The 25,211-nt window shown below is 47.5% G+C and carries 24 protein-coding genes and 3 tRNA genes; 16 read left to right on the top strand and 11 right to left on the bottom strand.

Annotation, left to right across the window (positions count from 1 at the left end; translation table 11 throughout):
* Positions 1-73: 73 nt before the first annotated feature.
* Positions 74-1,051: an HTH-type transcriptional regulator CysB gene (gene cysB, locus TW77_RS16040; protein ID WP_046005983.1), complete on the bottom strand. Its 978-nt coding sequence runs from the start codon at positions 1,049-1,051 to the stop codon at positions 74-76.
* Between the two features lie 278 nt (positions 1,052-1,329).
* On the opposite strand from cysB, the gene TW77_RS16035 reads away from it, so the two are divergent.
* Positions 1,330-2,091: a membrane protein gene (locus tag TW77_RS16035; protein WP_046005982.1), complete on the top strand. Its 762-nt coding sequence runs from the start codon at positions 1,330-1,332 to the stop codon at positions 2,089-2,091.
* Positions 2,092-2,097: 6 nt separating this feature from the next.
* Here TW77_RS16035 and TW77_RS16030 read toward each other — a convergent pair whose 3' ends face one another.
* Positions 2,098-3,387 (bottom strand): NCS2 family permease, encoded by a 1,290-nt coding sequence (locus TW77_RS16030; RefSeq protein WP_046005981.1) that lies wholly within the window; start codon positions 3,385-3,387, stop codon positions 2,098-2,100.
* A 118-nt stretch (positions 3,388-3,505) separates the two neighbouring features.
* Between TW77_RS16030 and TW77_RS16025 the strand changes: the two genes are divergently transcribed.
* The 3 genes from TW77_RS16025 (at position 3,506) to TW77_RS16015 (ending at position 4,986) form a co-directional block, all read left to right on the top strand.
* Entirely contained in the window at positions 3,506-3,967 is a 462-nt protein-coding gene (locus tag TW77_RS16025) for a tetratricopeptide repeat protein (RefSeq protein ID WP_046005980.1), read from the top strand.
* Positions 3,968-4,088: 121 nt separating this feature from the next.
* Positions 4,089-4,514: a SulA-like leucine-rich domain-containing protein gene (locus TW77_RS16020; protein ID WP_052713226.1), complete on the top strand. Its 426-nt coding sequence runs from the start codon at positions 4,089-4,091 to the stop codon at positions 4,512-4,514.
* Positions 4,515-4,530: 16 nt separating this feature from the next.
* Positions 4,531-4,986, top strand: coding sequence for a YchJ family protein (locus TW77_RS16015; protein WP_205623877.1), 456 nt, complete (start codon positions 4,531-4,533; stop codon positions 4,984-4,986).
* Positions 4,987-5,243: 257 nt separating this feature from the next.
* Here TW77_RS16015 and TW77_RS16010 read toward each other — a convergent pair whose 3' ends face one another.
* Entirely contained in the window at positions 5,244-5,765 is a 522-nt protein-coding gene (locus TW77_RS16010) for a VC2046/SO_2500 family protein (RefSeq protein WP_046005979.1), read from the bottom strand.
* 112 nt (positions 5,766-5,877) lie between these two features.
* Between TW77_RS16010 and TW77_RS16005 the strand changes: the two genes are divergently transcribed.
* The 3 genes from TW77_RS16005 to TW77_RS15995 all read left to right on the top strand — a co-directional run bounded on the left by TW77_RS16005 (position 5,878) and on the right by TW77_RS15995 (position 6,178).
* A tRNA-Tyr gene (locus TW77_RS16005) sits at positions 5,878-5,962 on the top strand.
* A gap of 23 nt (positions 5,963-5,985) precedes the next feature.
* Positions 5,986-6,070 (top strand) — tRNA-Tyr (locus tag TW77_RS16000).
* A gap of 23 nt (positions 6,071-6,093) precedes the next feature.
* Positions 6,094-6,178 (top strand) — tRNA-Tyr (locus tag TW77_RS15995).
* Between the two features lie 36 nt (positions 6,179-6,214).
* Here the strand turns inward: TW77_RS15995 and TW77_RS15990 are convergent.
* Complete coding sequence (locus TW77_RS15990; protein WP_046005978.1) at positions 6,215-6,892, bottom strand: M48 family metallopeptidase; 678 nt, start codon at positions 6,890-6,892, stop codon at positions 6,215-6,217.
* A 72-nt stretch (positions 6,893-6,964) separates the two neighbouring features.
* On the opposite strand from TW77_RS15990, the gene TW77_RS15985 reads away from it, so the two are divergent.
* Positions 6,965-7,945, top strand: a complete 981-nt coding sequence (locus TW77_RS15985) for an ion channel (RefSeq protein ID WP_046005977.1) — start codon at positions 6,965-6,967, stop codon at positions 7,943-7,945.
* On the opposite strand, the gene TW77_RS15980 is transcribed toward TW77_RS15985, so the two are convergent.
* Positions 7,942-8,589 (bottom strand): HD domain-containing protein, encoded by a 648-nt coding sequence (locus tag TW77_RS15980; RefSeq protein WP_046005976.1) that lies wholly within the window; start codon positions 8,587-8,589, stop codon positions 7,942-7,944. The two genes, TW77_RS15985 and TW77_RS15980, sit on opposite strands and share 4 nt — an antisense overlap.
* 83 nt (positions 8,590-8,672) lie before the next feature.
* On the opposite strand from TW77_RS15980, the gene TW77_RS15975 reads away from it, so the two are divergent.
* Positions 8,673-9,863, top strand: a complete 1,191-nt coding sequence (locus tag TW77_RS15975; RefSeq protein WP_046005975.1) for a class I SAM-dependent methyltransferase — start codon at positions 8,673-8,675, stop codon at positions 9,861-9,863.
* 54 nt (positions 9,864-9,917) lie between these two features.
* Here the strand turns inward: TW77_RS15975 and TW77_RS15970 are convergent, their stop codons facing one another.
* The gene (locus TW77_RS15970; protein WP_046005974.1) at positions 9,918-11,777 is read right to left on the bottom strand and encodes a S8 family serine peptidase; all 1,860 of its coding nucleotides are present in this window, start codon (positions 11,775-11,777) and stop codon (positions 9,918-9,920) included.
* A gap of 664 nt (positions 11,778-12,441) precedes the next feature.
* On the opposite strand from TW77_RS15970, the gene TW77_RS15965 reads away from it, so the two are divergent.
* The 6 genes from TW77_RS15965 to TW77_RS15940 all read left to right on the top strand — a co-directional run bounded on the left by TW77_RS15965 (position 12,442) and on the right by TW77_RS15940 (position 17,123).
* The gene (locus TW77_RS15965; RefSeq protein WP_046005973.1) at positions 12,442-13,068 is read left to right on the top strand and encodes a hypothetical protein; all 627 of its coding nucleotides are present in this window, start codon (positions 12,442-12,444) and stop codon (positions 13,066-13,068) included.
* Positions 13,069-13,729: 661 nt separating this feature from the next.
* Positions 13,730-14,101, top strand: a complete 372-nt coding sequence (locus TW77_RS15960) for a VOC family protein (RefSeq protein WP_046005972.1) — start codon at positions 13,730-13,732, stop codon at positions 14,099-14,101.
* A 188-nt stretch (positions 14,102-14,289) separates the two neighbouring features.
* Complete coding sequence (locus TW77_RS15955; protein WP_046005971.1) at positions 14,290-14,586, top strand: antibiotic biosynthesis monooxygenase family protein; 297 nt, start codon at positions 14,290-14,292, stop codon at positions 14,584-14,586.
* 46 nt (positions 14,587-14,632) lie between these two features.
* Positions 14,633-15,409: an alpha/beta fold hydrolase gene (locus tag TW77_RS15950; protein ID WP_046005970.1), complete on the top strand. Its 777-nt coding sequence runs from the start codon at positions 14,633-14,635 to the stop codon at positions 15,407-15,409.
* A 9-nt stretch (positions 15,410-15,418) separates the two neighbouring features.
* The gene (locus TW77_RS15945; RefSeq protein ID WP_046005969.1) at positions 15,419-16,411 is read left to right on the top strand and encodes a S66 family peptidase; all 993 of its coding nucleotides are present in this window, start codon (positions 15,419-15,421) and stop codon (positions 16,409-16,411) included.
* A 4-nt stretch (positions 16,412-16,415) separates the two neighbouring features.
* The gene (locus tag TW77_RS15940; protein WP_046005968.1) at positions 16,416-17,123 is read left to right on the top strand and encodes a hypothetical protein; all 708 of its coding nucleotides are present in this window, start codon (positions 16,416-16,418) and stop codon (positions 17,121-17,123) included.
* Between the two features lie 49 nt (positions 17,124-17,172).
* Here the strand turns inward: TW77_RS15940 and TW77_RS15935 are convergent, their stop codons facing one another.
* The 4 genes from TW77_RS15935 to TW77_RS15920 form a co-directional block, all read right to left on the bottom strand.
* The gene (locus TW77_RS15935; RefSeq protein WP_046005967.1) at positions 17,173-17,850 is read right to left on the bottom strand and encodes a DUF4386 domain-containing protein; all 678 of its coding nucleotides are present in this window, start codon (positions 17,848-17,850) and stop codon (positions 17,173-17,175) included.
* 141 nt (positions 17,851-17,991) lie between these two features.
* Positions 17,992-18,687, bottom strand: a complete 696-nt coding sequence (locus TW77_RS15930; RefSeq protein ID WP_240479506.1) for a helix-turn-helix domain-containing protein — start codon at positions 18,685-18,687, stop codon at positions 17,992-17,994.
* A gap of 2 nt (positions 18,688-18,689) precedes the next feature.
* Positions 18,690-19,967 carry a metal-dependent hydrolase family protein gene (locus tag TW77_RS15925; protein WP_046005966.1) on the bottom strand — a complete coding sequence of 426 codons (1,278 nt, stop codon included), beginning with the start codon at positions 19,965-19,967 and terminating at the stop codon, positions 18,690-18,692.
* Positions 19,968-20,081: 114 nt separating this feature from the next.
* Positions 20,082-21,854 (bottom strand): MFS transporter, encoded by a 1,773-nt coding sequence (locus tag TW77_RS15920; protein ID WP_052713225.1) that lies wholly within the window; start codon positions 21,852-21,854, stop codon positions 20,082-20,084.
* Between the two features lie 66 nt (positions 21,855-21,920).
* Here TW77_RS15920 and TW77_RS15915 point away from each other — a divergent pair, with 66 nt between their 5' ends.
* Positions 21,921-24,323: a hypothetical protein gene (locus TW77_RS15915; protein WP_046005965.1), complete on the top strand. Its 2,403-nt coding sequence runs from the start codon at positions 21,921-21,923 to the stop codon at positions 24,321-24,323.
* 249 nt (positions 24,324-24,572) lie between these two features.
* Here the strand turns inward: TW77_RS15915 and TW77_RS15910 are convergent, their stop codons facing one another.
* Positions 24,573-25,040 carry a hypothetical protein gene (locus TW77_RS15910; protein ID WP_046005964.1) on the bottom strand — a complete coding sequence of 156 codons (468 nt, stop codon included), beginning with the start codon at positions 25,038-25,040 and terminating at the stop codon, positions 24,573-24,575.
* Between the last annotated feature and the right edge of the window lie 171 nt (positions 25,041-25,211).

The following is a 25,211-nucleotide window of genomic DNA, read 5'->3' as shown; positions in this document are numbered from 1 at the left end:
AGAAATTTTTAACACAGTTAGCGTCATATTTGCTCCTTCAAATTGAACAGGTATTAAGTGAAATTGGTACCTCTTACTTGACTGGAAGTTCTGTATTTTCAAATAATGCGTCAACGTCTTCCTGGTTGCGCATCAGGCTGGCCCGCTCGACCAGGTCTTTAGTCAGATGAGGTGCAAAACGCTCGATAAAGTCATACATGTAGCCGCGCAAGAAACTACCCTTTCTGAACCCAATTTTGGTGGTGCTGGCCTCAAACAAATGGCTGGCATCAATACACACCAGATCTTTGTCTGTCACTTCATCTACGGCCATAGTTGCCAGCACGCCCACACCCAGTCCTAATCGAACATAGGTTTTAATCACATCCGCATCGGTTGCTGTAAAAACAATATGCGGCGATAAGCCGTGTGCATTAAAAGCTTTATCCAGCTCTGAGCGCCCGGTGAAGCCGAACACATAGGTGATCAAAGGATATTTTGCTACATCCTGTACTGTGATATTGCTGCCTTTTTTGGCCAGCGGGTGATCTTTTGTAACCACAATACTGCGATTCCAGTGATAACAAGGCAGCATTATCAGATCACCGTACAAATGTAGCGCTTCGGTTGCGATGGCGAAGTCTGCATCGCCCCTGGCTGCAGCATCTGAGATCTGTTGCGGTGTGCCCTGGTGCATGTGCAAAGACACCGCTGGATACTTTTGCATAAACCCCTGGATCACACTTGGCAGTGCATAACGCGCCTGCGTATGTGTAGTCGCGATATTGAGCTTACCCTGATCGGGCAGCGTATGTTCATTGGCAACGGCTTTTATGCCCTCAACCTTAGACAATATCTCCCGGGCAATATTGATTATTTCATTGCCAGCACTGGTAACATGCGTAAGGTGTTTACCACTGCGGCCAAAGATCTGTACACCAAGCTCGTCTTCCAGCATACGTACTTGCTTGGAAATTCCCGGCTGGGAGGTATACAAGCTTTCCGCGGTTGCAGACACATTGAGGTTGTGATTCAGAACTTCAACTATGTATTTCAGTTGTTGTAATTTCATAACTAAGCGTTTGTTTTAATTGTTATCTGGTGTACGACTAGGCCTGCTATCATTAGATACAGGCAAATAATAACTCAGCCTAGCATAATTATAGTCTATCCGATAGGACAATACTTTCCCCAGTCTATTAGAGCCAGCTTCCGGTCATTAAGCTATACTAAAAAATGATGGAATTTGCTGGATTTTCAAGTCTCTTGTTATTAACACTGTTCAATCCGCAATTATTTGATGTAATATAAAAAAACTATCAGCTGTATGATTTACGAAGAGATCCGGGTATGTTTATTACCGTTATAATTTTGTTGATTGTAGCACTCATTGTTATTGCTGTGTGGGTTAGTGCTATTCAACAACACAGAGAAAAACAAGAAGCGGAACGCCGTAAAGAACTGTCAAAGCAAAAGCGGATCATCGAAGAAGCCGAAGACGTGATCCTTAACAGCAGCAACATTCCTATGTCGGGTGCAATGATCCGCATCATCCAACGCCGGGTCCATGATGCGCTAGTCTCCATGGTAGAGCTCTCGCCAACCTCTCGCGAACTTAAAAGTCGCATGCATGAATCTCAGGAGCGTTTAAACAGCGAGCCGCAAAATGTCAATGAGTCCGACAAGGTTTCATTACCCGATAACGACAAGCAACTCATTGCCCTGGTTCAGGGTATTAAAAAGTTACGCCACCTGCTGCGTTCAGAGCACAGCAAAGGCAAAGTAGATACACAAGTGTTTGTGCAGGAAGACCGCAAAATGGAGCGGTTGCAGCTTATGATCAATGTAGAGAGTCAAATCAAACGAGGGTTGTCTGCGAAAAGCGCCAACATGGTGGGTTCTGCACGGCAGTATTTCGAAAAAGCCTATGCGATTATTTGTGGTGTCACCTATTCAGATGACTATGTTAATGAGAAGAAAAATCTACTCGAAGGATATTTAAGCGAGATCAGCACAGAGCTGAAAGCGTCAAACGCCTCTGCGGTGAAAAAGAAAGCCGAGAAAGAAAAGGACGATCTCGACGTCCTTTTCGCTCCCAAGAAAAAGTGGTGATCAGCCTCAGCTGATCGCAAACTTTACAATAAACAGTACAGTCAACACCCAAACGCTGATTGAGATTTCCTCACGCTTGTTACAGGCCAGTTTGACCGCGGTGTAAGAAATAAAGCCAAGCGCAATCCCGTGGGCAATCGAGAAGGTTAACGGTGTCATTAGTAACACAACGCTCACCGGGATAGCATCACTCATATCATCCCAGTTGACCAGCTTGAGGTTTTGCAACATCAGTACTGCTACATACAAAATGGCTCCGGCTGTGGCGTACGCAGGCACCATCTGCGCTAAAGGCGCAAAGAACATCATCAACAAAAAACACACACCAACGACCACAGCGGTTAAGCCTGTGCGTCCGCCCACAGACACACCAGACACAGATTCGATATACGAAGTTGTGGTAGATGTGCCAAGGAAAGAGCCCGCAATGGTCGCTGAGCTATCCGCAGACAGTGCTCTGCCAAGGCGCGGCATGCGCCCTTGTTGGTCTGCAATCCCGGCTTTTTGCGTAACCGCGACCAAAGTACCGCTGGTATCGAACAAATCAACAAATAAGAATGCAAACACCACACTCAGCATCGAAATTTCTAGCGCACTTGCAATATCCAGCTGGGCAAGAGTGGGGGCAATACTTGGTGGTGCCGACACAATGCCTGCGTATTCAACTAACCCCAGAGCCCAGGCGAGAACAGTAACTAATAAAATACTGACCAGCACGCCACTTTTCATATCACGATACATTAATGCCGCAATCACAAAAAAGCTCAGAATAGCCAGTAATGGACCCGGACTTGTGATATCCCCCAGCTGAACAAATGTTGCAGGGCTGGCGACGATGATCTGTGCATTTTTAAGCGCTATCAGAGCCAGAAAGGCGCCGATCCCTGTAGCAATCGCTTGTTTAAGCACCAAGGGAATGGCCTGGATCACCCATTCCCTGACTTTAAAAATACTCAGCAATAAAAACAAGCAACCCGATAAGAAGACCGCACCCAGCGCGCTTTGCCAGGTATGGCCCATTCCCAGCACGACACCGTAGGTAAAAAAGGCATTTAGTCCCATACCAGGCGCCAATGCCAGTGGATAGTTAGCCCAAAGGCCCATGATAAAACAACCTATGGCAGCCGCTAAACAGGTAGCGACAAACGCAGCACCATGATCGATACCCGCTTCAGCCAACATGGCCGGGTTTACAAACACAATGTAAACCATAGTGACAAATGTCGTCAGACCGGCAATAAACTCGGTTTTGACTGTGCTCTGCTGTGCACGGAGCGAAAATAATTTTTCCAGCATGTCTTTGTATTTTATATAGAAACGAAAGCCGGATTTTATCACAAATCTCTGGTGTAATCGGACAAAATAGTTAAAAATCAACTACACTCTGATCTAGGTCGTATTAAGTGAAATCAGTATGAAAAAGAACCAATTAGCAGTTGCAAACGGCAATGACTTGGAACAACAGCTTCTCAATGTGCTGGAATTTGTTACCGCAACGCCTGACTCCGAAAACCGCTGGCCAACAGATACGGATAGCAAAGCCGCCTATAAAAAAGGCCTTTATTATCTGAAGAATAAACAATATCCACTCGCCGCGAAGTGGTTGCGCCTGGCTGCTATGTCGGGAGACAACAAAGCACAGTTTTACCTTGGCATGCTGTTTATTAAAGGCCAGGGCGTACCCAAGAGCGTATTTCATGGCATTGCCTGGCTATCACTTGCGCAAAGTCAGGGTAATCAGGCAGCCGCAGGCACACTGGAACAAGTGCGTGCGCACCTGACGGCAAAACGCTTTATTGACGCTCAGTGTTACGCCGCAACCCTGTATGAGCAAATTCACCAAATGATGCATTTTAATCAGGACGCTGACAAATAATAAAACTAAGTACAATCAAAGCTCTAAAAAAAAAGCACAAAAAATACGCGACAATTTACTTGCCAAATAGCACTGTATGAAATACTGTATAACCACTGTATAGAAAATCAGTGGTCTGCTCATGTTACATACTCAAGTGCAAAATATTTCTTCTCACAAAACTCGCTCGGCCGATAAACGCTATCAGCTGGTGCATGCAGAAGATGACATAATCAGCAGTTTAGAACTGCTTAAGATCCTGTACCGGTGTAACTCACTACACAGATGGACACTGCTCATTGCACCAGACAATATTCCCAGCAAGGCATTACTGGATACCAGCTCAATAGACAGTAGTAAGTTGCTGGTGCTGCGCCAGAGACATTTGATAAACTTGGAGTATGTTATTAACAGCGCTTTATGCAAAGGCAACTTTGCAGCGGTGATCACCTGGACGGACATTGTATCGGAACAACAGCTTGCCCGGTTTAAGCTGGTAGACAGTGATACTGAGTTGTTTTGCTTTACTCGCACCTCCGGCCATGAAGCATCTGTCGTTGCGCATTAAGTTCAAATGAGAAATTATGTGTTATTGCGGTTCTGAAATTGAAGCACACGCGTGCTGCCTGCCTTTTATAGAAGGTCATAAACAACCTGAAAGTGCTGAGCAGCTAATGCGCTCACGGTATAGTGCTTATTGCCTCAAAGACACAAGGTATATACATGATACTTATGCACAGAGTAAACGTGCACAAAACAGTGAAGCCAGTATCAAAGCATTTGCCGAGCAGGTCGCCTTTATCGGGTTAGAGGTTATCGAGTGCAGTGAGTCGCCCGACTATCATTTTGTCGAGTTTAAAGCGACTTATCTGGATGGTGGTGTGTGCGTCACCATGCATGAACGCTCCCGATTTATCAAAGAAGCTGGTTTGTGGCGCTATCTGGACGGCGAGCTTTATCCTTGCCCTGAGAAAAAAATCAGCAGGAATGATCCCTGTCCCTGCCAAAGTGGGAAGAAGTTCAAAAAATGCCATGGCTAACCAGGCGGACAAATGCAGGCTCTGGCATTTTCGTTTTTTCAGCTACCTAACACCTCGCACCTTGCCTCATGCCTTTACTAGTAAAGGCTATTAAGCTGGCCCAAGCGCGTCAGCCTGAGTCTTATTTTCAGGCTGGTGCCGTTTTTCCGCCAGCCTTAAAAACATGTCACTCATCGAGCGGGCTTTAAGTTTAAGCTTAAAAAGCGCCTCAAATTGAATACAGTGCCCTCTTAAATCCTGGTTATCTCGAACCTGAGTTATACAGCGACCTGCAACATGGATTGCATTTCACCACCAGCCAGCTGATCATAAAATCCTGCTGCATCTATGTCTTTATTGTCTACCAGCATTTGAGGGTTTCTGGTTTGTTCTAGTTTTTGTCTCACTGCGGGTTCAAGATTATCCACTATGTGCAGGGGGATGTGCTTTTTATCGTTACGCACCGCATAAGGCTCTGGCTGCAAACATTCTTTGAGGCGCAGGCTGGCCAAATCACCATCGTTCACCAAAAACCCGTTATTCTGACCTATCAACATATTGAACTGTTCGGGCGCAAGTGGCTTCTGCGGACCAAGCTGCAATGCCTTTTTTAACGCAGCTTCGGATTTATCGGGTTCCTCTGGTGAGGTATGAGGCAGGTCAAACTCGCTAAAATCCAGCGCATCCTGAGACAGCAAAGACAAAAGCAGCGCAAAATCACCGCGCCTTGCTTCATGAACGCTGTGATTAAGTGCACTGCCCAGCTGAGCTTCTTTGCACAAAATGCCATCTATCTGCATGTAAAATCGCCACAATTTGGGAAATATGAAAATTTATCGGCATTTTTTCAATTTTCTTTAGGACATTTCTTTACTTCACTAAAAACTTTGATATTATCAGCGCCGTTGTTGAGGAGGGGTTCCCGAGCGGCCAAAGGGATCAGACTGTAAATCTGACGGCACTGCCTTCGCTGGTTCGAATCCAGCCCCCTCCACCACTTCACAATTTGTATTTCTCTTAGGAGGGGTTCCCGAGCGGCCAAAGGGATCAGACTGTAAATCTGACGGCACTGCCTTCGCTGGTTCGAATCCAGCCCCCTCCACCACTTTACAATTTGTTTTTCTCTTAGGAGGGGTTCCCGAGCGGCCAAAGGGATCAGACTGTAAATCTGACGGCACTGCCTTCGCTGGTTCGAATCCAGCCCCCTCCACCACCTTCCTTGTTATTTTATTTATTATCTCCCAAGCGACTATTTCTCTATCTGAAGCCTGACACCCTGATGTCTCAAATAAGCTTGTGCTTCACGATAATTCGGATAATGCTGGGCAACAATTTGCCAAAAGGCCTGATTGTGTGCCATCACATGATAATGTGCCAGCTCATGCACAACCACATAATCAATCACCCACTTTGGCGCCCCAACCAGCAGGCTATTTAGCGCCAGCGTGCCATTCGATGACAAACTCCCCCAGCGGCGTTTATATTCTCTGATCTTAAGCTCCTGATATTGGCTACTCATCCGCTGTGAATACTCTGCCAGTAGCGGCGTAACATAGCTTAGCAACGTCTGATTCAATAATTTAAACAGCGCTTTACGCGCGCCCTCTGAACCTGGTTGCGCACGGGTTTTCAACCCTACACATTGTGTGTCATGGTCAATATAGGAACGACTTTGCGAGCACTCAAACTTGTACTGCTCACCAAATATCAGAAGTTGCTGACTGTCGAAAGGCGCCTGGATCCGCTGTTGTTGGGCAGACACCGACTGTTTTTTACTTTCAACCCACTGTGACTTGCTTTTTAACCAGGCATCCAGCCAGTGCTTATCGATACCATAAGGCGCGAAGACTTTAACGCCATCTGCTGTAACTTTAATCGCAACGCTCTGCCGGCGCTTACTGATGCTTAACTGATAATCGAATGACATAGATACAATTTTTTATTTACCCTGAAAAATTACTGCTACCCTTACTAATAAGAAGGATTAAGCTGGCGCAATATGAACAACAAACCACTTTGCCAATATGAATCACCCGATGGCCATCAATGCCAGGAAATAGACATGGGTTCTGGCTACTGCTTTTGGCATGATAGCAAATTTGACAAAAGCGGTCTGGAGTTAACACAAAAACTGGAGCGCTATGCCAAACGCGGTGGCCTTCTGCAAGGGTTAGAATTAAAACGGGCCAATCTTGAAGGCCTTAATCTGGTTAAGTTTGACCACCACGAAGGCTACGACCTGTCGTACAGCAACTTTTATCGCGCCAACTTACAAGGTGCTCACCTGTTCAATAGTACCATCGAGCATGCGTCGCTGATGAAGGCGGATTTGCGTGACGCCAACCTGCACTGTTGCAAACTTGAAAATACCAACCTGTTGGGTATGAAACTCGACAAAACCCGCATCGACAACCTCTACCTCGGTGATAAATTGTTGCAGGAAAAACAAGCCCATGAAGCCCTTAAACAACAAGACTTGGATGAGGCAAACGATCTGTTTTTACAATCCGAAGAAATCTACCGCTTGCTAAGAAAGGGTGCCGAGCAGCAAGGTCTGTTTGAGATGGCCGGGAAATATACCTACAGCGAACTACGCATGCGTCATGCGCAGTACCCCAAATTTTCCAAGCGCCGCCTGGTATCCTCTTTTGTTGACATGTTATGTGGTTACGGCGAGAAGCCCGAAAATGTGATCCGCTTCAGTTTAGGCATGATCATCACCTGTGCTATCTGCTATTTCCTGTTCGGGATCAATTACAATGACGGGCTCATTCAGTTTTCCAGTCAGGCTTCCTGGTCGGATAACCTAAGTACTTTACTCAATTGCATTTATTTCAGTGTGGTCACCTTTACAACGCTTGGTTATGGCGACATAACACCAACCGGCATCACCCGGCTGGTCGCAACGGTTGAGGCATTTACCGGTAGTTTTTCGCTGGCGTTGTTCGTCGTTGTCTTTGTAAAACGTATGACGCGTTAGTCGCAGATCCCAATCTCTCTTCCCAGTTCGTGTAAAAACCCATGCATAAACTCAGTGCGCCGCTGGGCTTCTTGTTTTGCGGACTGGGTATGCATTTGCTCAGCAATATTCAGCAACTTGATGTAGAAATGATCTAAGGTATATTTTTTGTCATCCGCTTCACGGTTTTGGCAAAATGGGTCATCGATATGATACATGTGTCTGGCAATAGCGCCGCCCACTTTCATACACCGGCTCACGCCAATTGCGCCTAATGCATCCATACGATCTGCATCCTGGACTACCTTGGCCTCCAGCGTATCTGGCGTCACATTGGCACTAAAGCTATGTGCCACAATAGCATGGTGCACGGCAGGCAACTTGTCTTTGGGATAATCCAATGTCGATAAAAAGGCAACAGCCCTGTCCGCAGCCAGTTTTGAGGCAATGGGTCTGTCCGGATGGTTCTTCGCCACCGCTACACAATCGTGTAACCAGGCAGCAGGCAGCACAACCTCGAGATCAGCGCCTTCCGCGGCACACAATTGTTTGGCTGTTTTAACCACACGCAGGATGTGCGATAAATCATGGGCGGTGTCGGCAAACTCAGTGGTGAGCATAAAATCTCGGCATGCCGTTTCAAATTCCGTCATATTTATTGTCATTTATCCCTTAACCTCATGGTTCTGATTGTATGTTGTTAGTGGCTTCACTAAAATATCACCATTATCTACTGTAAGGAATTTATATGTCTTGCGCGCTGTATTTACAACCTGGCCGTGAAAAATCTTTAAAAAGAAAACACCCCTGGATCTTTTCTAAAGCAATAAAAAAAGTCAAAGGCAAACCTGCTCTTGGCGATACCGTGACCATTTATAGTCACGACGGTCAATACCTGGCCACAGCCGCATATAGCCCTGATTCTCAGATACGGGCCCGGATCTGGAGCTTTGATCAGTCTGAGCAAATCGATCAGTCATTTTTCGAAAGAAAACTGTCACGGGCACTTGCCGCGCGCGAGCAAGTTATCGAAGAAGGTCAGTTAACCGGTTTCAGGCTCTGTGCAGCCGAATCGGACGGTCTGCCGGGCATTACCATAGATAAGTTTGATAACTACCTGGTCTGTCAGCTGCTTAGCGCTGGTGCTGAGCGTCACAAAGGTGAAATCGTACAAGCGCTCAGAAGCCTGTTCCCCGAGTGCAATATTTACGAGCGCTCTGACGTTGATGTGCGTAAAAAAGAAGGTCTGGAGAAAACCACAGGCGTATTGTGGGGAGACGAGCCAGAGGCGCCTGTTGTGATCATGGAAAACGGCTTGAAAATCGAAGTCGATATCAAGTCCGGCCACAAAACCGGCTTCTACCTGGACCAAAGAGACAGTCGTGCAGCACTGGAGCGCTTCTCTAAAGGCAAATCGGTACTAAACTGCTTCTGCTACACAGGTACATTTGGTCTGTATGCGCTTCGTGGCGAGTGTGACGAAGTCATTAATGTCGATGTCTCACAGCCGGCGCTGGATACCGCCAAACGTAATGTAGAGCACAATGATCTAGACCTGTCTCGTGCCCAGTTTGTTAAGCAGGATGTATTTAAACTGCTCAGACAATACCGTGAGGAAGGCCGTCAGTTTGACACGATTGTGATGGACCCTCCTAAATTTGCCGAGAGTAAAGCCCAGCTCAACGGCGCCTGCCGTGGCTATAAAGACATCAATATGCTGGCCATGCAGTTGCTTAAACCGGGCGGCACGCTTTTGACCTTCTCGTGCTCTGGCCTGATGGAGCAAAACCTGTTCCAAAAAGTGGTCGCCGATGCGGCGCTGGATGCAGGTAAGGACCTGTTAATTATGGAACGCCTGAATCAGGCGGCTGATCATCCTATCGCGGGCTGTTACCCGGAAGGGTTTTATCTTAAAGGCCTGATCTGCAAAGTATATTAATAACTAACAAAAAGGCCGGTTGATACCGGCCTTTGTCGTTTACTCAACGAGTATTTAGAAGCTGCCTTGCAGGGTAAGACCTGAGTAGCTGCTGTAGCCACGTACCATGATGTGGTATGTACCGCCATCTGTGCCAGAACTTAGAGTACAGGTTTCATTGTTGCCAGAACGATATGGACGACAATCGTAGTTATTGGTGGTTGGCTGAGTACCTTTGCGCACATACAAGTCTGCATCACCTGAGCCACCTGAAATGCTGACATTTAGCGTCACATTGGCGGGGACTTCGATGGTATAACGCGTATCTGTGTTAGTACCGCCAGACAAGCCCGTTACTGGCACGCCATTTTCAAGACAGTTGGCGCCACAGCCGGATGAATCACCGAATGTGCCTGTCAGTGTAGCACCTGAATACTGGCTGTAGCCATGCAGCATAACATACCAGTCACCGGCTGCCGGATTCGAGAATTCACAAGACTCATTGTTACCATTTTTGTATGGGCGACATGAATAGCTGCTTTGAGTGGGCTGTGAACCTTGTTGCACATACAGATCGGCATCACCTGAGCCACCCGCTAGAGTGAAGGAAACAGACGCTGCTCCGGCAGGCACTGCCAGCTTGTAGAAGGTCTCGGAGCCAGTCGCACCAGACGCTGTTACACCAACACCCGAAGTAAGCTCAGTTGGGCCCGGCGGAGGTGGTGGAGGTGGCGCATCACCTTCAAGCGTATAAAGTAGTTCATTCGGTGAACTTGCTTTGGCATCAGACACCGCACCTTTGGTACTTCTGCTGCTCAGCAGTGAATCAATCTGCGCTGGCGTCAGCGTAGGATCCTGGTCAAGATACAAGGCAACCGCACCAGCAACATGAGGCGCTGCCATTGACGTACCACTGATGGTATTCGTCGCGCTGTCTGAGTTATACCAAGCTGACTTGATGCTTGAACCTGGCGCATAGATATCCAGACAAGAACCATAGTTTGAGAAGCTGGAGCGACCATCACTGCTTGTTGTTGAACCGACAGTGATTGCGTCTGCTGCGCGAGCTGGCGAGTAGTTACACGCGTCGCTATTGTCATTACCGGCAGCCACAACGAAAGTAACACCAGAAGCAACAGCCGCATTAACAGCATCATCAACTGCCTGAGATACGCCGCCACCTAAACTCATGTTAGCAACAGACGGACCTGACGCATTATTCTTAACCCAGTCAATCCCTGAAATCACACCAGAGTAAGACCCTGAACCATTACAGCCCAATACGCGCACGCCGACAACATTAACATTTTTTGCAACACCGTACTCTGAGCCACCGATAGTACCGGCAACGTGTGTACCGTGACCGTTACAGTCAGACGAGTCAGCATCGTTGTCAACAAAGTCATAACCATGGCTTGCGCGATTACCAAATTCACTGTGCGAAATACGCACACCAGTGTCGATAACGTAAGCAGTAACGCCTGAACCGTCAAAGTCATAGTGGTAGTTTGAATTTAGAGGCAATGCGCGCTGATCAACCCTGTCCAGACCCCAAATCGCATTGCTCTGATCGCCAGAGGCCTGCGGGGTAACTGTGACAATCTGATCTTGCTCGATGTAAGCAATGTTTGGATCTTTCAGCATTGCTTTAACATCGCCTTGTGATGCATCGACAACAACACCGTTTAGCGCACCGTTAAAGCGCTTTGCGACATTGATATTGTAAGCGTTGCTCAGTGCCTGTGCCTGTGTGCTTGCATAGTCAGAAATAGCCATAGCGCTTTGTGTATTAAGCACGGTTGGCGTTTTAAACACGACAATATACTTGCCAGGAATGGCTTTGCCTTGATCTGCAGTCAACAACTCGGCCTGAGCCATAGACTGTCCAGACAGGCCCGCCAGAATGGCAAAAGCCAGTGTGTTTAGTTTACGCATACTTGTTCCTTTTTTGTTGTTTGGTTAATTTCCAATCAAAATGTAGCGCATATGAAGAAAAAATAAACAACAAATTAGAACATTTATTTAACTATGTTTACATTTTTTGTAAATCTAGATTTACATTAGTTTTTTTCAATTTCGTGAATTATTAATTATCCTATTGATTTTTAGTATTTAATTTTGCTTACCCTCACCTTTATTACCTATAACAGGTTTGCCTAACGTCAATTCTTTTCACGCAACCCGAAAGTCACAGAAAGTCACAGGTGTTACACAAGCTCCTGTTCCTTATTTTTTTCGGGCCAGTTTACTCCCTCCAACCACAAACCAGCCGAACTTTATTGCTCAAAGTAACAGCTTACTTGAGGTCAAACCTTGCAAAACTTATCTGGTGACATTATTGGGCGATTTTTCAGACAGGTTGGCGTTGAGTAATTACGAAGGGCTGACAGATACGATTCTTAGAGTTCCGAGGGTGATAAGAGGTAACGCTTTGAAACACTTAGCTACGCCCTGCCACTCTATTCGCCTGTAAAGTCTCAATGTCGATATGAGCTAACGCGCAACTCCCCAGTAACCAAACTGGCCTTGGTCAAAATGTTCTGACTCCATCTTGTAAGTGCTGTAAAATCAGGGTCACTATGTCACCGGGATTTATCACATGCCTATTGATTACACTATTCAAAAAATAGACACCCAAAATGCTGAAGAAGCCGCCAGGCTGCTAGTCAAAGAGTTCCACAAACGAGAACCTTTGGCGCACTTAAATAGCGCAGACCCGCAGGAGTTTTCAGACTATATTCTCTATCTTTCAATTCAATGTGCCGCTCAGGGTCTGGGGTTCATCGCCAAGGAGGAAAGCTCGGGTAGAATTATCGGCGTACTGCTGGCTTCAGACTTGTCAGACTCAGTTAATGCATCACCGGATGGCAGTAAGAATCCGATAGGGGCGCTGATTGATTCGCTAAATAGTACCTACTTTAACAAAGGAGAATTGGCAGATAACACCTACCTGAATATCAAGTTTGTTGCCACAGATGCCAATGTCAAAGTAAAAGGTATGGTGGTTGCACTCATTTCAGAGTGTTTACAAGCAGCCAAAACTCTAGGTTTTCAATACGCACAGGCCGAAGCCACCGGCAATATTTCTCAACATATCTTTGCCAACAAATTAGGGTTTGATAAAAAAGCCACAATCAACTACAGCGAGTTTGAAGTAAACGGGAACAAACCGTTTATCTCAATTACAGAGCATGAAGGCATTCAGTTGCTGATTAAAGAGCTCTAGATCACAAACACTACCTAGTAAATCGCCAGTCACAAGTGAATCATCTAGCAAGATGAATAAACACCTGAGTGGCGCGATAAATCCACTTTTGATGTTATATGAGAAATCTCTGGACACCCACCGCAAACACAGTCAAACAATGAGAAATCTCTGGACATCCACCGTAAACACAGCCGAATCACGGGAGAAAATCTCTGGACACCCACCGTAAATGCCCCAACGTAAATGCAGCGGAATCAAGGGAGAAAACCTCTGCACACCCACCGCAAACACAGCCAAACAAGGAAAGAAATCTCTGCACACCCACCGCAAACACAGCCAAACAAGGAAAGCTATATTCTAGATACACACCTAAGAGCAAATACAAACCTTGCTCTGCAATCAGCCCATGTAATTAACTTTATCGTTCCCAATATAAAAACACTTGTAAACGGAACCAATTGTCGCTCTAATGGACTTGGTGGTTAGCAGAGCATGACACCCGGTTTTTGGGCTTAATAATCCGGCCTGACTCACAAACGTAATATGCTTGATACACCATGCTCTGAACGGGTTGATAATCCAATGCCGTAGGCGAGCACAAACTTCCTGACTTCTGAAGGCAAGTTGACGCGCTCGTGCCATACTCAACAAAACACCTTTAAAAAGGCGACGACTTAATATGCAGCTTAACAACCCAGTTAGATATTTTGAAATCCCGGTGGCTGACTTAGAGCGTGCCACCGCCTTTTATCATTCTCTATTTGACTTCGAATTTGAGCACGCAGTGATAGATGGTCACGATATGGCGCTATTCCCTTCACATGATAATGCTGCGGGGATCACCGGAGCACTGGTGAAAGGAGACAGCTATGTGCCGTCTAAAGCTGGTGCAAGGCTATATTTTCATACTGAAGACATAGACGCCACATTACTCAAGGTTTTGTCATTGGGTGGAAAAGTCTTGTATCCAAAAACATCGATTGGCGGGTTCGGCTGGGTTGCTGAGTTTGAAGACTCAGAGGGAAACTGTATTGCTCTGCATGAAGAATAGGTGAGCCAGTTTACTCTTATCGCAGCGGATCTTTATGACACCTGGTGTCAGTAGAGATAAGCCAGAGTGCAGATCAGGCAGGCATCATGCCAGATTCAATGATAACCTGTACCCAGCCTTGCTCAAACGGCAACCCAGACCCGCTTACCCATTGCAAGGCCAGATTATCACTGCATGGAGGATCCGCTATGTTCAGGGTTATTTACCAGTGGCAGGTACCCACTGACAACATGACCGCCTTTAAAGCGGTATGGCAAACCACAACCGATACAATCCATGCGTCGGTTGACGGAGCATTGGGCAGCTTTATGCTGCAAAGCGCCGAGCAGCCCGACAAAGTGCTGACCATCGCTAAATGGCGCTCACGCGAGGACTGGCTGCACTTTTGGGGCAATAGCAATCCGCAATCAATGCAACGCATGCGCGAACTTGCCAAGCGCATTTCGGTAGAAACCTTCGAAGAAATAGAAGACAGAACCCGATAGTACGACCTACTTAATACAATATCCACGCAAAAGGACAGTAGTAACAATGAACAAGCAGTCAGCGTTTGCCGACATCAACGGCACCCTACTCCATTATGAGCAAAGCGGTATCCAGGATGGCTTTCCCCTGATCATGATCCATGGCGGCCTGGGGTCGACACGCGACCTGGACGTCATCGCTGAGTACCTAAGTGATCACTTCCGCCTGATATCCATCGACTTAAGAGGCCAAGGAAAATCGCACCTTGGCAATACAGCTTTGAGTTATGCGCAGTATCAAAGTGACATACAGGCTCTGCTCAGTAAGCTGGAAATCACCCAATACGCCCTGTTTGGCTTCAGCGATGGTGGCATAGTGGCTTATCGTCTGGCTGCACAAAATCCGAGCCAGGTAATGCGACTGGTCACCTTAGGGTCATCCTGGCGCCTGGAGGAAAATGACCCAGCAATCGAAACTCTGCAAAGTCTCACGGTTGAGCTTTGGAGCGAGATGTTTCCCGAAGACGTTGCTTATTATAACGCGTCCAATCCAGCACCCGATTTTGCGGCCCTGGTTGCGGCTGTGAAAACGCTCTGGCTCGATACCAGCGAAACCGGCTATCCATGCAATTTAGTCACCCAAATTAAGTGCCCAACCCTGATCATGCGAGGCGATAATGACTTTTTGTTTTCTCTCGAGGAAGCCGTCGCGCTTAAAGCCCAGATAACGGATGCCAGCTTCGCAAATATACCTTTCGCCTCTCATGCTGCACACCAGGAGTTACCTGAGCTGGTAGGCCCTGTCATTCAACAGTTTTTTCTCACACCCAGCGGCACAAACTAAAGGATTGATATGAACACGCAAAGCAAAACAGCACGCATTGTGTCACCCAGCAGATCAGCCGATATTTTATCCGAAGAGACCACCGCGATTGCCATTGAGACACTTGCCGGGCTTAATATTCATTGTGACTTTGCAGAGCATTACAAGCATCGGGCGGTGGCTACCGCCCAGTTAATAAGAGACAAAGCAAATGATCTCAACGATGCCTATGCCGACCCAAAAGTGGCACTCATTCTGAGCACCATTGGTGGCCATAATGCCAACAGAATACTCGACCACCTGGACTGGGAGACAATTCGCTCTCACCGCAAACCCCTGTGTGGCTACTCGGATATCACTGTGCTGCTCAATGCCATTTATGCCAAAACCGGTCAAGTGACTTATCTGGGACCCCATTTTTCTTCGTTCGGTATGCAGCAGGGCTTTGAATACACCCTCAGGCATTTTGAACGCGCGCTGTTCGAAGGGACTGAGTATGCATTGGATGTATCGGCTGCCTGGTCAGATGATCTTTGGTTTATCGATCAAACCAGTCGCACCTTTTTCGACAACGCGGGACCGGTTATCGTCAATAAGGGAACGTGTACGGGCACAATTTTGGGTGGTAACTTGTGTTCCTTTAACCTGTTACAGGGCACCCAATATATGCCCGATTTAACCGGAGCAGTGCTGTTTTTAGAAGAGGACAACCTGCTTGGTGAACTAACCCTGACGGAGTTTGAACGCAATCTACAATCTTTGTTATCACACAAGGGAGCTGAACACATTCACGGCCTCATGCTAGGTCGGTTTCAAACAGACAGTAAAATTCAACTCGACGACCTGATTGAATTGCTGAGCAGCTTTGAGCAACTTCACCACTGTCCGGTGGTATGTAACCTCGATTTTGGCCACACGACCCCTATCTTCACCGTGCCAATTGGCGGGCAATGTAAAGTCAATGCAATTGGAGAGACAGTCACAATAAAAGTGTCTTCGTGCGTGTCAGGCTCAAAGGGATAAGCGTATGTCGTTTAGCTCAATTTCCACGGATGAGGAATCGGTTTTACACACAGCACAGAGTCCAGCTTTGCCATTATCCTTCTATGTGAAGTGGCTTTGGGCAGTGAGTTTGCTCATTTTAATGGGTTTTATTCCCAGTTATGTGATGCAGTTTTCATCCTTAACTCAGGCACACCACTGGCATGCCGCGCTATCTTTGTTGTGGGTTGCTGGCATGCTCGTCCAGACCACACTTATTCACCAACATCGCTTCACCTGCCATCGGGTTTTGGGATATTGGCTGCTATGCACTTTGCTGGCCTTTATTGGCTCTACCCTGTGGCTTTATAGCACGGTATATCAGGCGCGCATCAATACCGCCGCTATTTTCCGGCTTGTACTGAGCCTGGACTTGGTGCTTTTTCCAGCCTTTATTGTATTCATGTATTACGCTATTTTTCGCACCCAGTCGCCACATGTTCACGCCCATTGGATGCTCCTGGCTGCCATAATGCTGTTACCGCCAGGACTGGGCCGCCTGATCCATGGCCTGTTTTTCTTCCCGTTTGATGCGCCGGTACGGTTTTTTTACGAGCCAATGGTTGCGATTACAGGGCTCATCCTCTGGCAGATCGGCTGTGCCGAACAGTGGAAATACCGCAGCACTAAAGTGTGTTTAGTGTTACTTGTCACGGCAACTGTGGCAAGTTATGCCGTTGCGTATTTGTTCTAATGCCAAGCTGATACCAAGCTCATGCAACGACATTTTTAAACAAGACTTCTTAGACGGCTGTTGTGGGTTGATGGCGTAAATCAAACCCTTTAAAAATAAGCCAAAGTGGCAATAACAACTCGAACAGGGCGCCAGGCATATACATCCATGAGCCGCCCGCACTGACATCGAAAAAATCAAACAGCACTTTCAGTAGCAACATGACATAACCCAGCAATCCGAGTGCTGACAACAAACGCGGGATCAGGCGATATTTAAACAAAGTAACATTGAGCAAAAATCCTGCTATCGCCAGTGCTATCATCCCCATCAAAAAACTGAAATAACGCTCCGCCTTTAACCCACTGCCCATGATATATATCTGCTCACTATTTATGACAGAGCTGACAGCCAACTTATCTCCCATAGTAACAAAGGTCATCAGGATAACTGCACCGGAGATAAGCATCGCCGCTTCAATGACACGTCCGGCTATGTAGCCCATCGCCACCCGCTCACTGTACTGTTTGATTATGGGGTAAACCAGGATGGAAATACCTACCACCGCCGCACAGTTGATAAACTCCAGTAATGCCGCCAGGGCCAGAGTCGAGTCATGTTGCGCAGCCTGCATAAGAAAACCGGGCAATCTCAGCAGTGGTGATAAGATTGAGTCCGCATACATATACGAGCTGGTCGAGATAAGAAAGAGTAATCCGGCAATACGTGCCGCGAGTTGATGAGACATAGTTAAAACTCCCTTAGTGTAAGTGTCAGGCAATCTAAGAGTTGTCAGTGCCTGTGGCTTAATGTGATAACGCCATTGTCCGGGAGGAGAGTCTGGTTGTCGTTCGAATGGGCCCGTTCGAACTTTTTATTCATATAAGTTTTAGTTAGTTACAGTGCTTTTTTGTTTTCGATATTGAGTCGGGGTTAGTCCTGTGGCTTTTTTGAATGCCGTGTTGAAGGTTGATTTTGAATTGAACCCAACGTCAAACTGTATGGTCGACACCTGACTGTCTGTACTTTTCAGCAGCTTTTCAGCCTCCTCAATCCGGTAGCCATTCACAAACTGAAAGAAATTGGTTTGCAGCAATTGTGACAGGGTTTCAGAAATATGGTTTTCACTGACGCCAATGACACTGGCAAGTTTATTCAGTGACAAGTCTTCTTCCATAAACAGCTGCTCGTCTTTCATTACCCTTTCCAGTTTGGCAGCAATACGCTGCATTCGATCTAAACTCACCGTTGATGTGCGAGGCTGCTGGGCACGCGGCTCTGCTTTATCTGAGGGTGCCAAAATCGCTTGATTAAGTGCAAGATAAGCGAATGCCAGTAATACACATGCCTCAAAAATGGGTAATACCACGCCCTGTCCGAACCAGCGCCAGCCAAGAAATACTGAGATATAGCTGATGGCATAACACAACCACACTAACCCCCAGAGTAATAAGATGACCCCAAACCAATTGACAGAACGCGATTCAATTGTCGGTAAGAAAGCTTGTTCTTTGCAGTCATTAAAACTTGGCAGGAAAACCAAACATACCGGCGAGATACCGGTATGTTTGAGGATACACGACATACTTACTGACGTGTATCCACTTCGACTTTGCCGTCTTTAATTACCAGGGTGACGGATTCCATCACCTGGATGTCTTCCAGCGGATTACCCGGCACAGCAATGATGTCGGCTAACTTACCCGGCTCCAAAGAGCCTAGCGTGTCCTGCATTTTGAGCAGGGTTGCCGAATTGATGGTTGCGGCCTGTAGTGCCTGCAATTCGTTCATACCAAATTTAACCATACGGCTGAACTGCTTACCATTTTGACCATGCGGATAAACGCCACCATCGGAGCCAAATACCATGTTAACGCCGGCCTTCACGGCTTTGCTAAAGCTGGCGCGCTGCATGCCGCCCACTTTACGCTCTTTATCAAGGCTTTCGGGTAAAATACCGGCTTTTTCGCCTTCACTCAGGATATATTCGGTATTATAGATATCCATGGAAAAGTAGGTGCCATGCTTTTTGGCAAGCGCAATGGCTTCGTCATCTAAAAAGCTAACATGCTCCACCGAATCAACTCCGGCACGGACAGCAGACTTAATACCATCGGTACCGTGTGCATGTGCAGCAACGGTTAATCCACGCAAGTGGACTTCCGCCACCAGCGCCTGCATTTCTTCAAAAGAATACTGTTGCGCCCCAACCTTCGTTCCTTTAGACAGCACCCCACCGGTTGCGCAGAACTTGATGACATCGACCCCGTATTTGATGTTTTCGCGCACTTTTTGCCTGACCGCCCAGGGGCCATCGGCTACGCCCGTTGCTACCACCTTATGTTCATGAGTAAACAGGTTATTATCGCAATGTCCACCGGTGATCCCAAGCGCCGGGCCCGAAGCAAAGATCCGCGGCCCTGGCACATCACCGTCGTAAATTGCATCTCGTAGTGCCAAGTCGGCATAGCCCGGTGCCCCCAGGTTGCGCACCGACGTAAACCCGGCTGCCAACGTACGTTTGGCATTTCGCACACCGGTAATTGCCGAGCGCGGGGCCGTGCGTTGCAGACGTTTATAACCATGTACCTGTGCATCTCCGGTCAGGTGCACGTGCATATCGAATAAGCCTGGCAGCAAAGTGTGCCCGGCAAGGTCAATCACCGTTGCATCTTGCGGGTGTGCCTTACGATTGGTGCGTGACACCGAAACTATGGTGTTATCTTCAACCACCACGGTGGCCGGACGGATCAACTTACCGCTTTTTACATCCAGCGCAGCATCCGCATTGAGTACCAATGTATCGGCAAAAGCATTGCCGCAGGCCATAAGCACAGCGGCACTGATCAGAGTTGTTTTCAACATATTCGCTTCTTTTTTGTAGTAATTAGTCTCCCCAGTCTAGCCACGGCAAGCTGACAAAGGCAACCAATGTGCGACTAAGTGTTCCCCGTAAAAGTTTCGAACCTGCACCCATGGTTATGCAGTCTGCTCTGTTGGTGCTTGCAGCGCTGACTTTTGGATCAGGTAACGATTAAACAAGAACAAGGCGATGGCGGTCACTAAGGCAAGCGCACCGAACAATGCCCACATTAAATCGGGTCGGTTTTGCTGCTGTACCAAAGTGGCATAGCTCCAGCCTGATAAAAACCCGGCAAACAGAAAACCCAGCGCCATAGAAACAAAATAGTAACCCATATATAAAGCCGCCTGAGATGGTGGCGCAATGCTGGCGACATATTCCTGGCTCTTCGGAGAGGTCAGCATTTCACCCAGTGCAATCAGCAAGATCACGGTCGCTATCAATGCCCCTCCTGTTGCAGTCAGCTCTGTGGCCATCAACCCAAACGCACCACACATCACCACTAACCCGGCGGTCAAAACATAAAATGGCTTGATCCGCTGACACAAGTAACTAACCAGGATCTGTAACAGTACAATGGCCGCAAAATCCAGATTGATCAGATACTCAGGGTTGATCTGCCGATATATCAATAACTCATTAGTAAGGTGCTGAAGCTGCGCGCTTGACAGCATTACCGATGCCGACAATTGTGCCATCAGGGCGTTGAGTTCTGCGACTGGCACATTGACTTTGAGGTGTACCCACTGCAATCGCAGTGCTTCGGCGGTTGGCTGAGTGCCTTCATGCAACTGGGCGTGCAGTGCCTGAATTGCACTTTGCAGCTGACTACTATCAACATATGCAAAGAATGCGACGGCATCTTCGCCAAAGAAAGCGATAAAGTTCAGTAAGTCGCGGGTGTCCACATAATCTCGAATAAACAAGGGCAAAGTGTAAAACAGCTGGTTATACACAGTCCAGAACCCGGCAATGATGGCCAGATAGAGTGCAAAGCGCACATTGCTGATCCGCATTGGTTGTGCCCACCAGGGTATGTTTGCCCACGTCACTTTGTTTGCAATGCGATCCCAGATCAGGTTAGCCACCAGCCACACTCCAATCAGCGTAAACGCCTGTCCGTAGCTCAGCACCTCAACGCCGGAGCACATCAGCAAGACAACGGCAACTAACAAGGTTAGTGCAAAACGGCCATTACCTAAGACCGACTGGGCTTCTTTCAGTACATTACCCAGCGGAGCTTTTTCACGCTTAAGGCTGGGCGGGTCGCGGTAAAACCACAAAACAGGAATAAAGTTGATCAGGATCCAGCAGGCCGACATCATAAACACCGCATCCCAGCTGATGGCTCTGAGCGCCCCGGCAAGTAGCGGGCCCAGAAACCCGCCTATGTTCACCATAGTATAAAAAATGCCAAAACCCAGGCCACGATTGCTGTCATTGGTGCTATGAGAAATGGTGCCGACGACAACCGGTTTAAAACACGCCGCTCCCAGCGCAACCAGGCTCAGCGCGGCAAAAAACGGCCAGAAACTTTGTGCCTGTCCCAGCAAATAATAACCGGGCGCCATAATAGCAAACGACAGTAAAAACATTTTCCGGTAGCCTAGCTGATCGCCCAGCGCCCCTGTTAGCACAGGCAGCAGATATAAAAAAAAGGGAATGATCCCCTGCACAGCGCCACGCTCCAGATCGGTAAAACCGACGCCCCCTTGTGCGCTGGGTGTTGTCATATACACAGACGAGACGGCGAAAAAGCCATACCAGGCTAGTCGTTCGAATATTTCCATCAAATTTGCGACATAAAAAGCGCGGCTGAATCCCGCTTTTTGGGTATTCACAGTTTGCGCCCCGGCGCTGGAGTGACCGGACGGTGAACTTATAGACATTGACTTAGATCCTATTGATTATTATTGTATACAATATACATAAAACACAAATAAGAGAAAGTCAAAATGTTACGCATGAGTTTAATTGCGCTGGCACTGCTGAGCGGATGTCAGTCGACGGAAGGTGTGAGGCAGCAACACACTGCACAACAGTCAGAACAGGTTTCACAGCCCATTCCAAGCCCGGCCCAGATGCGCGTTGATATTGACGTTGCCGGCAGAGTCAGTACGTTGAATCATATCGACATTACTTATATAGGTAAGCAAATTCCGCGCACCTACAGCGAAGGAAAAATTACCAACAGTCGCGGCTATAACTGGTGGGTAAGCAAGCACTTTGCACTGAAAAGTGACCTGAGTGAGGACAAAGTGCGGCTGTATCTTGAGTTGCTTGAGATGTCTTATCCCCACTATGTAGAGCTGTTCGGTATGGCGCCTGCCAATATAGACAAGCAACGAATTGCAGTGGTGTATGGCAGCTCTCGTGAGCGGGTGCGTGAAGCCATGCTGGACGACGGTTTTCTGCGCGGCGTACACAAAACGGCCGGCGGTGAAACCATGTACTATAACCGGGCCGGATATAGCTTCCCCAGCCACAGGCACCACCATCAGCGTTATATCGTGATCCACGAAACCATGCATGCCTTTCATATGGCGCTGAATGGCCACTCAACCTGGGCACCCAACTGGATCACAGAAGGCATGGCCGATGCCATTGCCAGTCATACCTATGACAGCGATAAAAAGCAGCTCAGAGTGATGGTGTTCGACCGTGCGCCAATGAATTATCAGTCACTTGGGCTGACACAATATTATGAGAATGCACAGCCCAGCTTTGAACAAATTAATGATGATCCACAATTACACCGTGGCCTTAACTTTTTTATTGTGCATTTTTTATTAAGCGATCCTTTACGTTATCAGTATTTTAAACGCTACCTGCGCACGCTGATGGCACTAAACCCGGACTCTGACGCCACTTTGCCCACGGCCAATAAATTACTCAAGCGCACCTTTGCTGATTGGCCTCAGTTAGAGCGCGACTTTGCCCAGTTCGTGAAATCTGCCCAGCCGAGCTTTAATATTGTGCGAGGGCCATGGGAGCAAAATGGCGCTGGCTACTGGTTGCGCAGCAATGACGACAAAAACCTGCAACGGCTGGACATTACCCCAACGGATGACGCCACCCATCCGGTCTTAGATTTTCCGGCACCTGACCCACACCCTGCGATTAACCCGCTTAACAAAGAGTCATTCTCGGCTTTATTGTCACTGCAACCAGAGCAAAGGACCCGGGGTGACATAGGTATCGGCTTGCTAACCAAACTTAGCAAAGACAGCCTTGCCCAACGTGCTGGATTGACTGAAAAAGCTGACTTTACTCAGGATCAGATGTTGCAAGTACTGCTTACAGATGGCACGCGACTATCCGTCATTGACACAACCAGCGGCACCACACAGGAAGTTGCACTCACACCTTCAATTCTCAATAGTTTAGAGCAAACCTTGCAACTGGGAATCAATTTGCGTAACACAGGTTCAGGGCTGGAAATTGAGCTCAAATCAGCTGGCAACACACAAACCGTTACCTTTACACTGCCTGACAACGTATTGAATGCAATCAACTTTCAACACGTCGCCCTGCTGGGTCGCAACATGAATCATACGGTTACGCCTTATCTGTATGGTCATACCTATAAAGTACCAGAACTGGAACTAGCCACTGCTAACCCCTGGTACTTTGCAGGTGCAAATCTGGCACACAGAGCCTTCAATACCTGTGTCGCATTTTCGGCGCAACTCCCGAATTGTATGGCCACATTGGCCACTCATCTGGCAAAACAAACCGATCAGAGCCTGCACGGTGCACTGAGCACGAACTTACAAAGCATGCTGGAAAGTTGGCAACAACAGCTCTCTGATGACGCACTGTATTCGCTCAGCGGCATCGAACTGGCATTGCGGTTTGACGGTGATGACCCTTTTATTTCAGCACATAACCCCAGCCAGCAAACTGGCGAAGTTAAGCTTCAGAGCGGCAAAGCCTACTCTTTGCCGCCAGGTAGACACAAACTGCCTTTGTCGGTAAGCCAGAACCAAGCAGACTACACCCTTAGCTGGCAAGGCCTAACGCAGACGGGTCAGATCACTTTGGAAAACCAGCGCTTTGATGGCGTGTATTTAAGTGCCCAGCTTAGCAAAGGCAACTCAGATCTGGAGATCAGTCTGACCGGACCCTATTCCGGCGACACCCATGGGAAACTGTCGGTACAATTCCTTCCCTACCAAAGCCCGGCAGCTCAGCCTGCGCTTTGGGAGCAGGACATCAGCATTTCTCCCTATGAGAAAAAGCACTGGCAACCACACTTGCGCCAGTCTGAAGAGCTCAAAAACGGAGTACTGAAGATCGTCGCCGTATTGGACGTAGACGGAGAGCCTATCAAACTGGTGGAAAGCTTTAAGCTCTAGAAAAGCCTGGGGTGCAGGTCAGCATTATTTGCACCCTTTTTTACTTATTACTGGTGACGAGCTTTATTTTCGAAATGCCCTGCGTGCAGCAAGGAGCAAAGAATATATCTCCCGGAAGAAAGGGTGCTCTTCATCCAAAATGTAATGATTAGCAACTGGTATAGCACAAGAGCTGAGTATTGGTCCTGACAAGCTAGTCTAAGTTAAAATAAAGCAAGCTGGTAGCCACGCCCAATACTTTGAGTTGCCTCAACTCAGTTTGGCTTGTCGTTCACGCTTACAACACGCTGCCCATGCGCCAAGTACAATCGCTCCCCAGCCAACAGCGAAAAAGACCATATCTCGCCACAGCGGAAAGACTGAATCATCTGACGGCAAAACATATATGACAAGCAGATCAATCACCTCTACCACAATAATTGTCAACACCGCTGACTTTAAGAAAGTGCCTTTCAGATAGCCTGCCACTAGATAAGCAGTGAGCGTATTGAAAAAGCCAATTATTAACAGGAGGCCACCAATGACTAGTGGAGAGCTAATAATTGCCTCATCCATTTCAGCTTCTGTAAAATTATTGGTATACATAAAGTCAAATACCGCTATCCAGAAGAAAACCTCTGCAATTGCATAAAAGAAGTAAACAAGTAGCGGAATAAAAATGAGCACTTTAAGCTCTCTGGTATCAATAAAACGGTTCATATCGCCCTTATTAAGCATAATAAGTACTTAGGTATCATACTATTGGCTTCCTTATACATGTGAGTTTGGCAAACACGCGCAACATGACCGTTCCAAATTTAGCAACATCATTATGTGGAACTTCACCCTAAACTACAACCGTGCTGCAGCGCAGAGAGAAGTTCACACATGTTGAGCGAGTGGTCACCT

The organism is Pseudoalteromonas rubra (genome assembly GCF_000967655.1).
GTDB lineage: Bacteria > Pseudomonadota > Gammaproteobacteria > Enterobacterales > Alteromonadaceae > Pseudoalteromonas > Pseudoalteromonas rubra_A.
The sequence above is the reverse complement of the archived record's forward strand: the minus strand, read 5'-3'. Positions and strand labels throughout refer to the sequence as shown.

Bases quoted from the DNA above. Each gene is read 5' to 3' on its own strand.
- TW77_RS15980 (WP_046005976.1), bottom strand. From the start codon at position 8,589: ATGACAATAAATATGACGGAATTTGAAACGGCATGCCGAGATTTTATG.
- TW77_RS16020 (WP_052713226.1), top strand. From the start codon at position 4,089: ATGTTACATACTCAAGTGCAAAATATTTCTTCTCACAAAACTCGCTCG.
- TW77_RS15915 (WP_046005965.1), top strand. From the start codon at position 21,921: ATGTTACGCATGAGTTTAATTGCGCTGGCACTGCTGAGCGGATGTCAG.
- TW77_RS15920 (WP_052713225.1), bottom strand. From the start codon at position 21,854: ATGTCTATAAGTTCACCGTCCGGTCACTCCAGCGCCGGGGCGCAAACT.
- TW77_RS15945 (WP_046005969.1), top strand. From the start codon at position 15,419: ATGAACACGCAAAGCAAAACAGCACGCATTGTGTCACCCAGCAGATCA.
- TW77_RS15955 (WP_046005971.1), top strand. From the start codon at position 14,290: ATGTTCAGGGTTATTTACCAGTGGCAGGTACCCACTGACAACATGACC.
- TW77_RS16035 (WP_046005982.1), top strand. From the start codon at position 1,330: ATGTTTATTACCGTTATAATTTTGTTGATTGTAGCACTCATTGTTATT.
- TW77_RS16025 (WP_046005980.1), top strand. From the start codon at position 3,506: ATGAAAAAGAACCAATTAGCAGTTGCAAACGGCAATGACTTGGAACAA.
- TW77_RS16030 (WP_046005981.1), bottom strand. From the start codon at position 3,387: ATGCTGGAAAAATTATTTTCGCTCCGTGCACAGCAGAGCACAGTCAAA.
- TW77_RS15965 (WP_046005973.1), top strand. From the start codon at position 12,442: ATGCCTATTGATTACACTATTCAAAAAATAGACACCCAAAATGCTGAA.
- TW77_RS15930 (WP_240479506.1), bottom strand. From the start codon at position 18,687: ATGTCGTGTATCCTCAAACATACCGGTATCTCGCCGGTATGTTTGGTT.
- TW77_RS15990 (WP_046005978.1), bottom strand. From the start codon at position 6,892: ATGTCATTCGATTATCAGTTAAGCATCAGTAAGCGCCGGCAGAGCGTT.
- TW77_RS15975 (WP_046005975.1), top strand. From the start codon at position 8,673: ATGTCTTGCGCGCTGTATTTACAACCTGGCCGTGAAAAATCTTTAAAA.
- TW77_RS15940 (WP_046005968.1), top strand. From the start codon at position 16,416: ATGTCGTTTAGCTCAATTTCCACGGATGAGGAATCGGTTTTACACACA.
- TW77_RS15925 (WP_046005966.1), bottom strand. From the start codon at position 19,967: ATGTTGAAAACAACTCTGATCAGTGCCGCTGTGCTTATGGCCTGCGGC.
- TW77_RS15910 (WP_046005964.1), bottom strand. From the start codon at position 25,040: ATGCTTAATAAGGGCGATATGAACCGTTTTATTGATACCAGAGAGCTT.
- TW77_RS15960 (WP_046005972.1), top strand. From the start codon at position 13,730: ATGCAGCTTAACAACCCAGTTAGATATTTTGAAATCCCGGTGGCTGAC.
- TW77_RS16015 (WP_205623877.1), top strand. From the start codon at position 4,531: ATGTGTTATTGCGGTTCTGAAATTGAAGCACACGCGTGCTGCCTGCCT.
- TW77_RS15935 (WP_046005967.1), bottom strand. From the start codon at position 17,850: ATGTCTCATCAACTCGCGGCACGTATTGCCGGATTACTCTTTCTTATC.
- TW77_RS15950 (WP_046005970.1), top strand. From the start codon at position 14,633: ATGAACAAGCAGTCAGCGTTTGCCGACATCAACGGCACCCTACTCCAT.
- TW77_RS15970 (WP_046005974.1), bottom strand. From the start codon at position 11,777: ATGCGTAAACTAAACACACTGGCTTTTGCCATTCTGGCGGGCCTGTCT.
- TW77_RS15985 (WP_046005977.1), top strand. From the start codon at position 6,965: ATGAACAACAAACCACTTTGCCAATATGAATCACCCGATGGCCATCAA.
- cysB (WP_046005983.1), bottom strand. From the start codon at position 1,051: ATGAAATTACAACAACTGAAATACATAGTTGAAGTTCTGAATCACAAC.
- TW77_RS16010 (WP_046005979.1), bottom strand. From the start codon at position 5,765: ATGCAGATAGATGGCATTTTGTGCAAAGAAGCTCAGCTGGGCAGTGCA.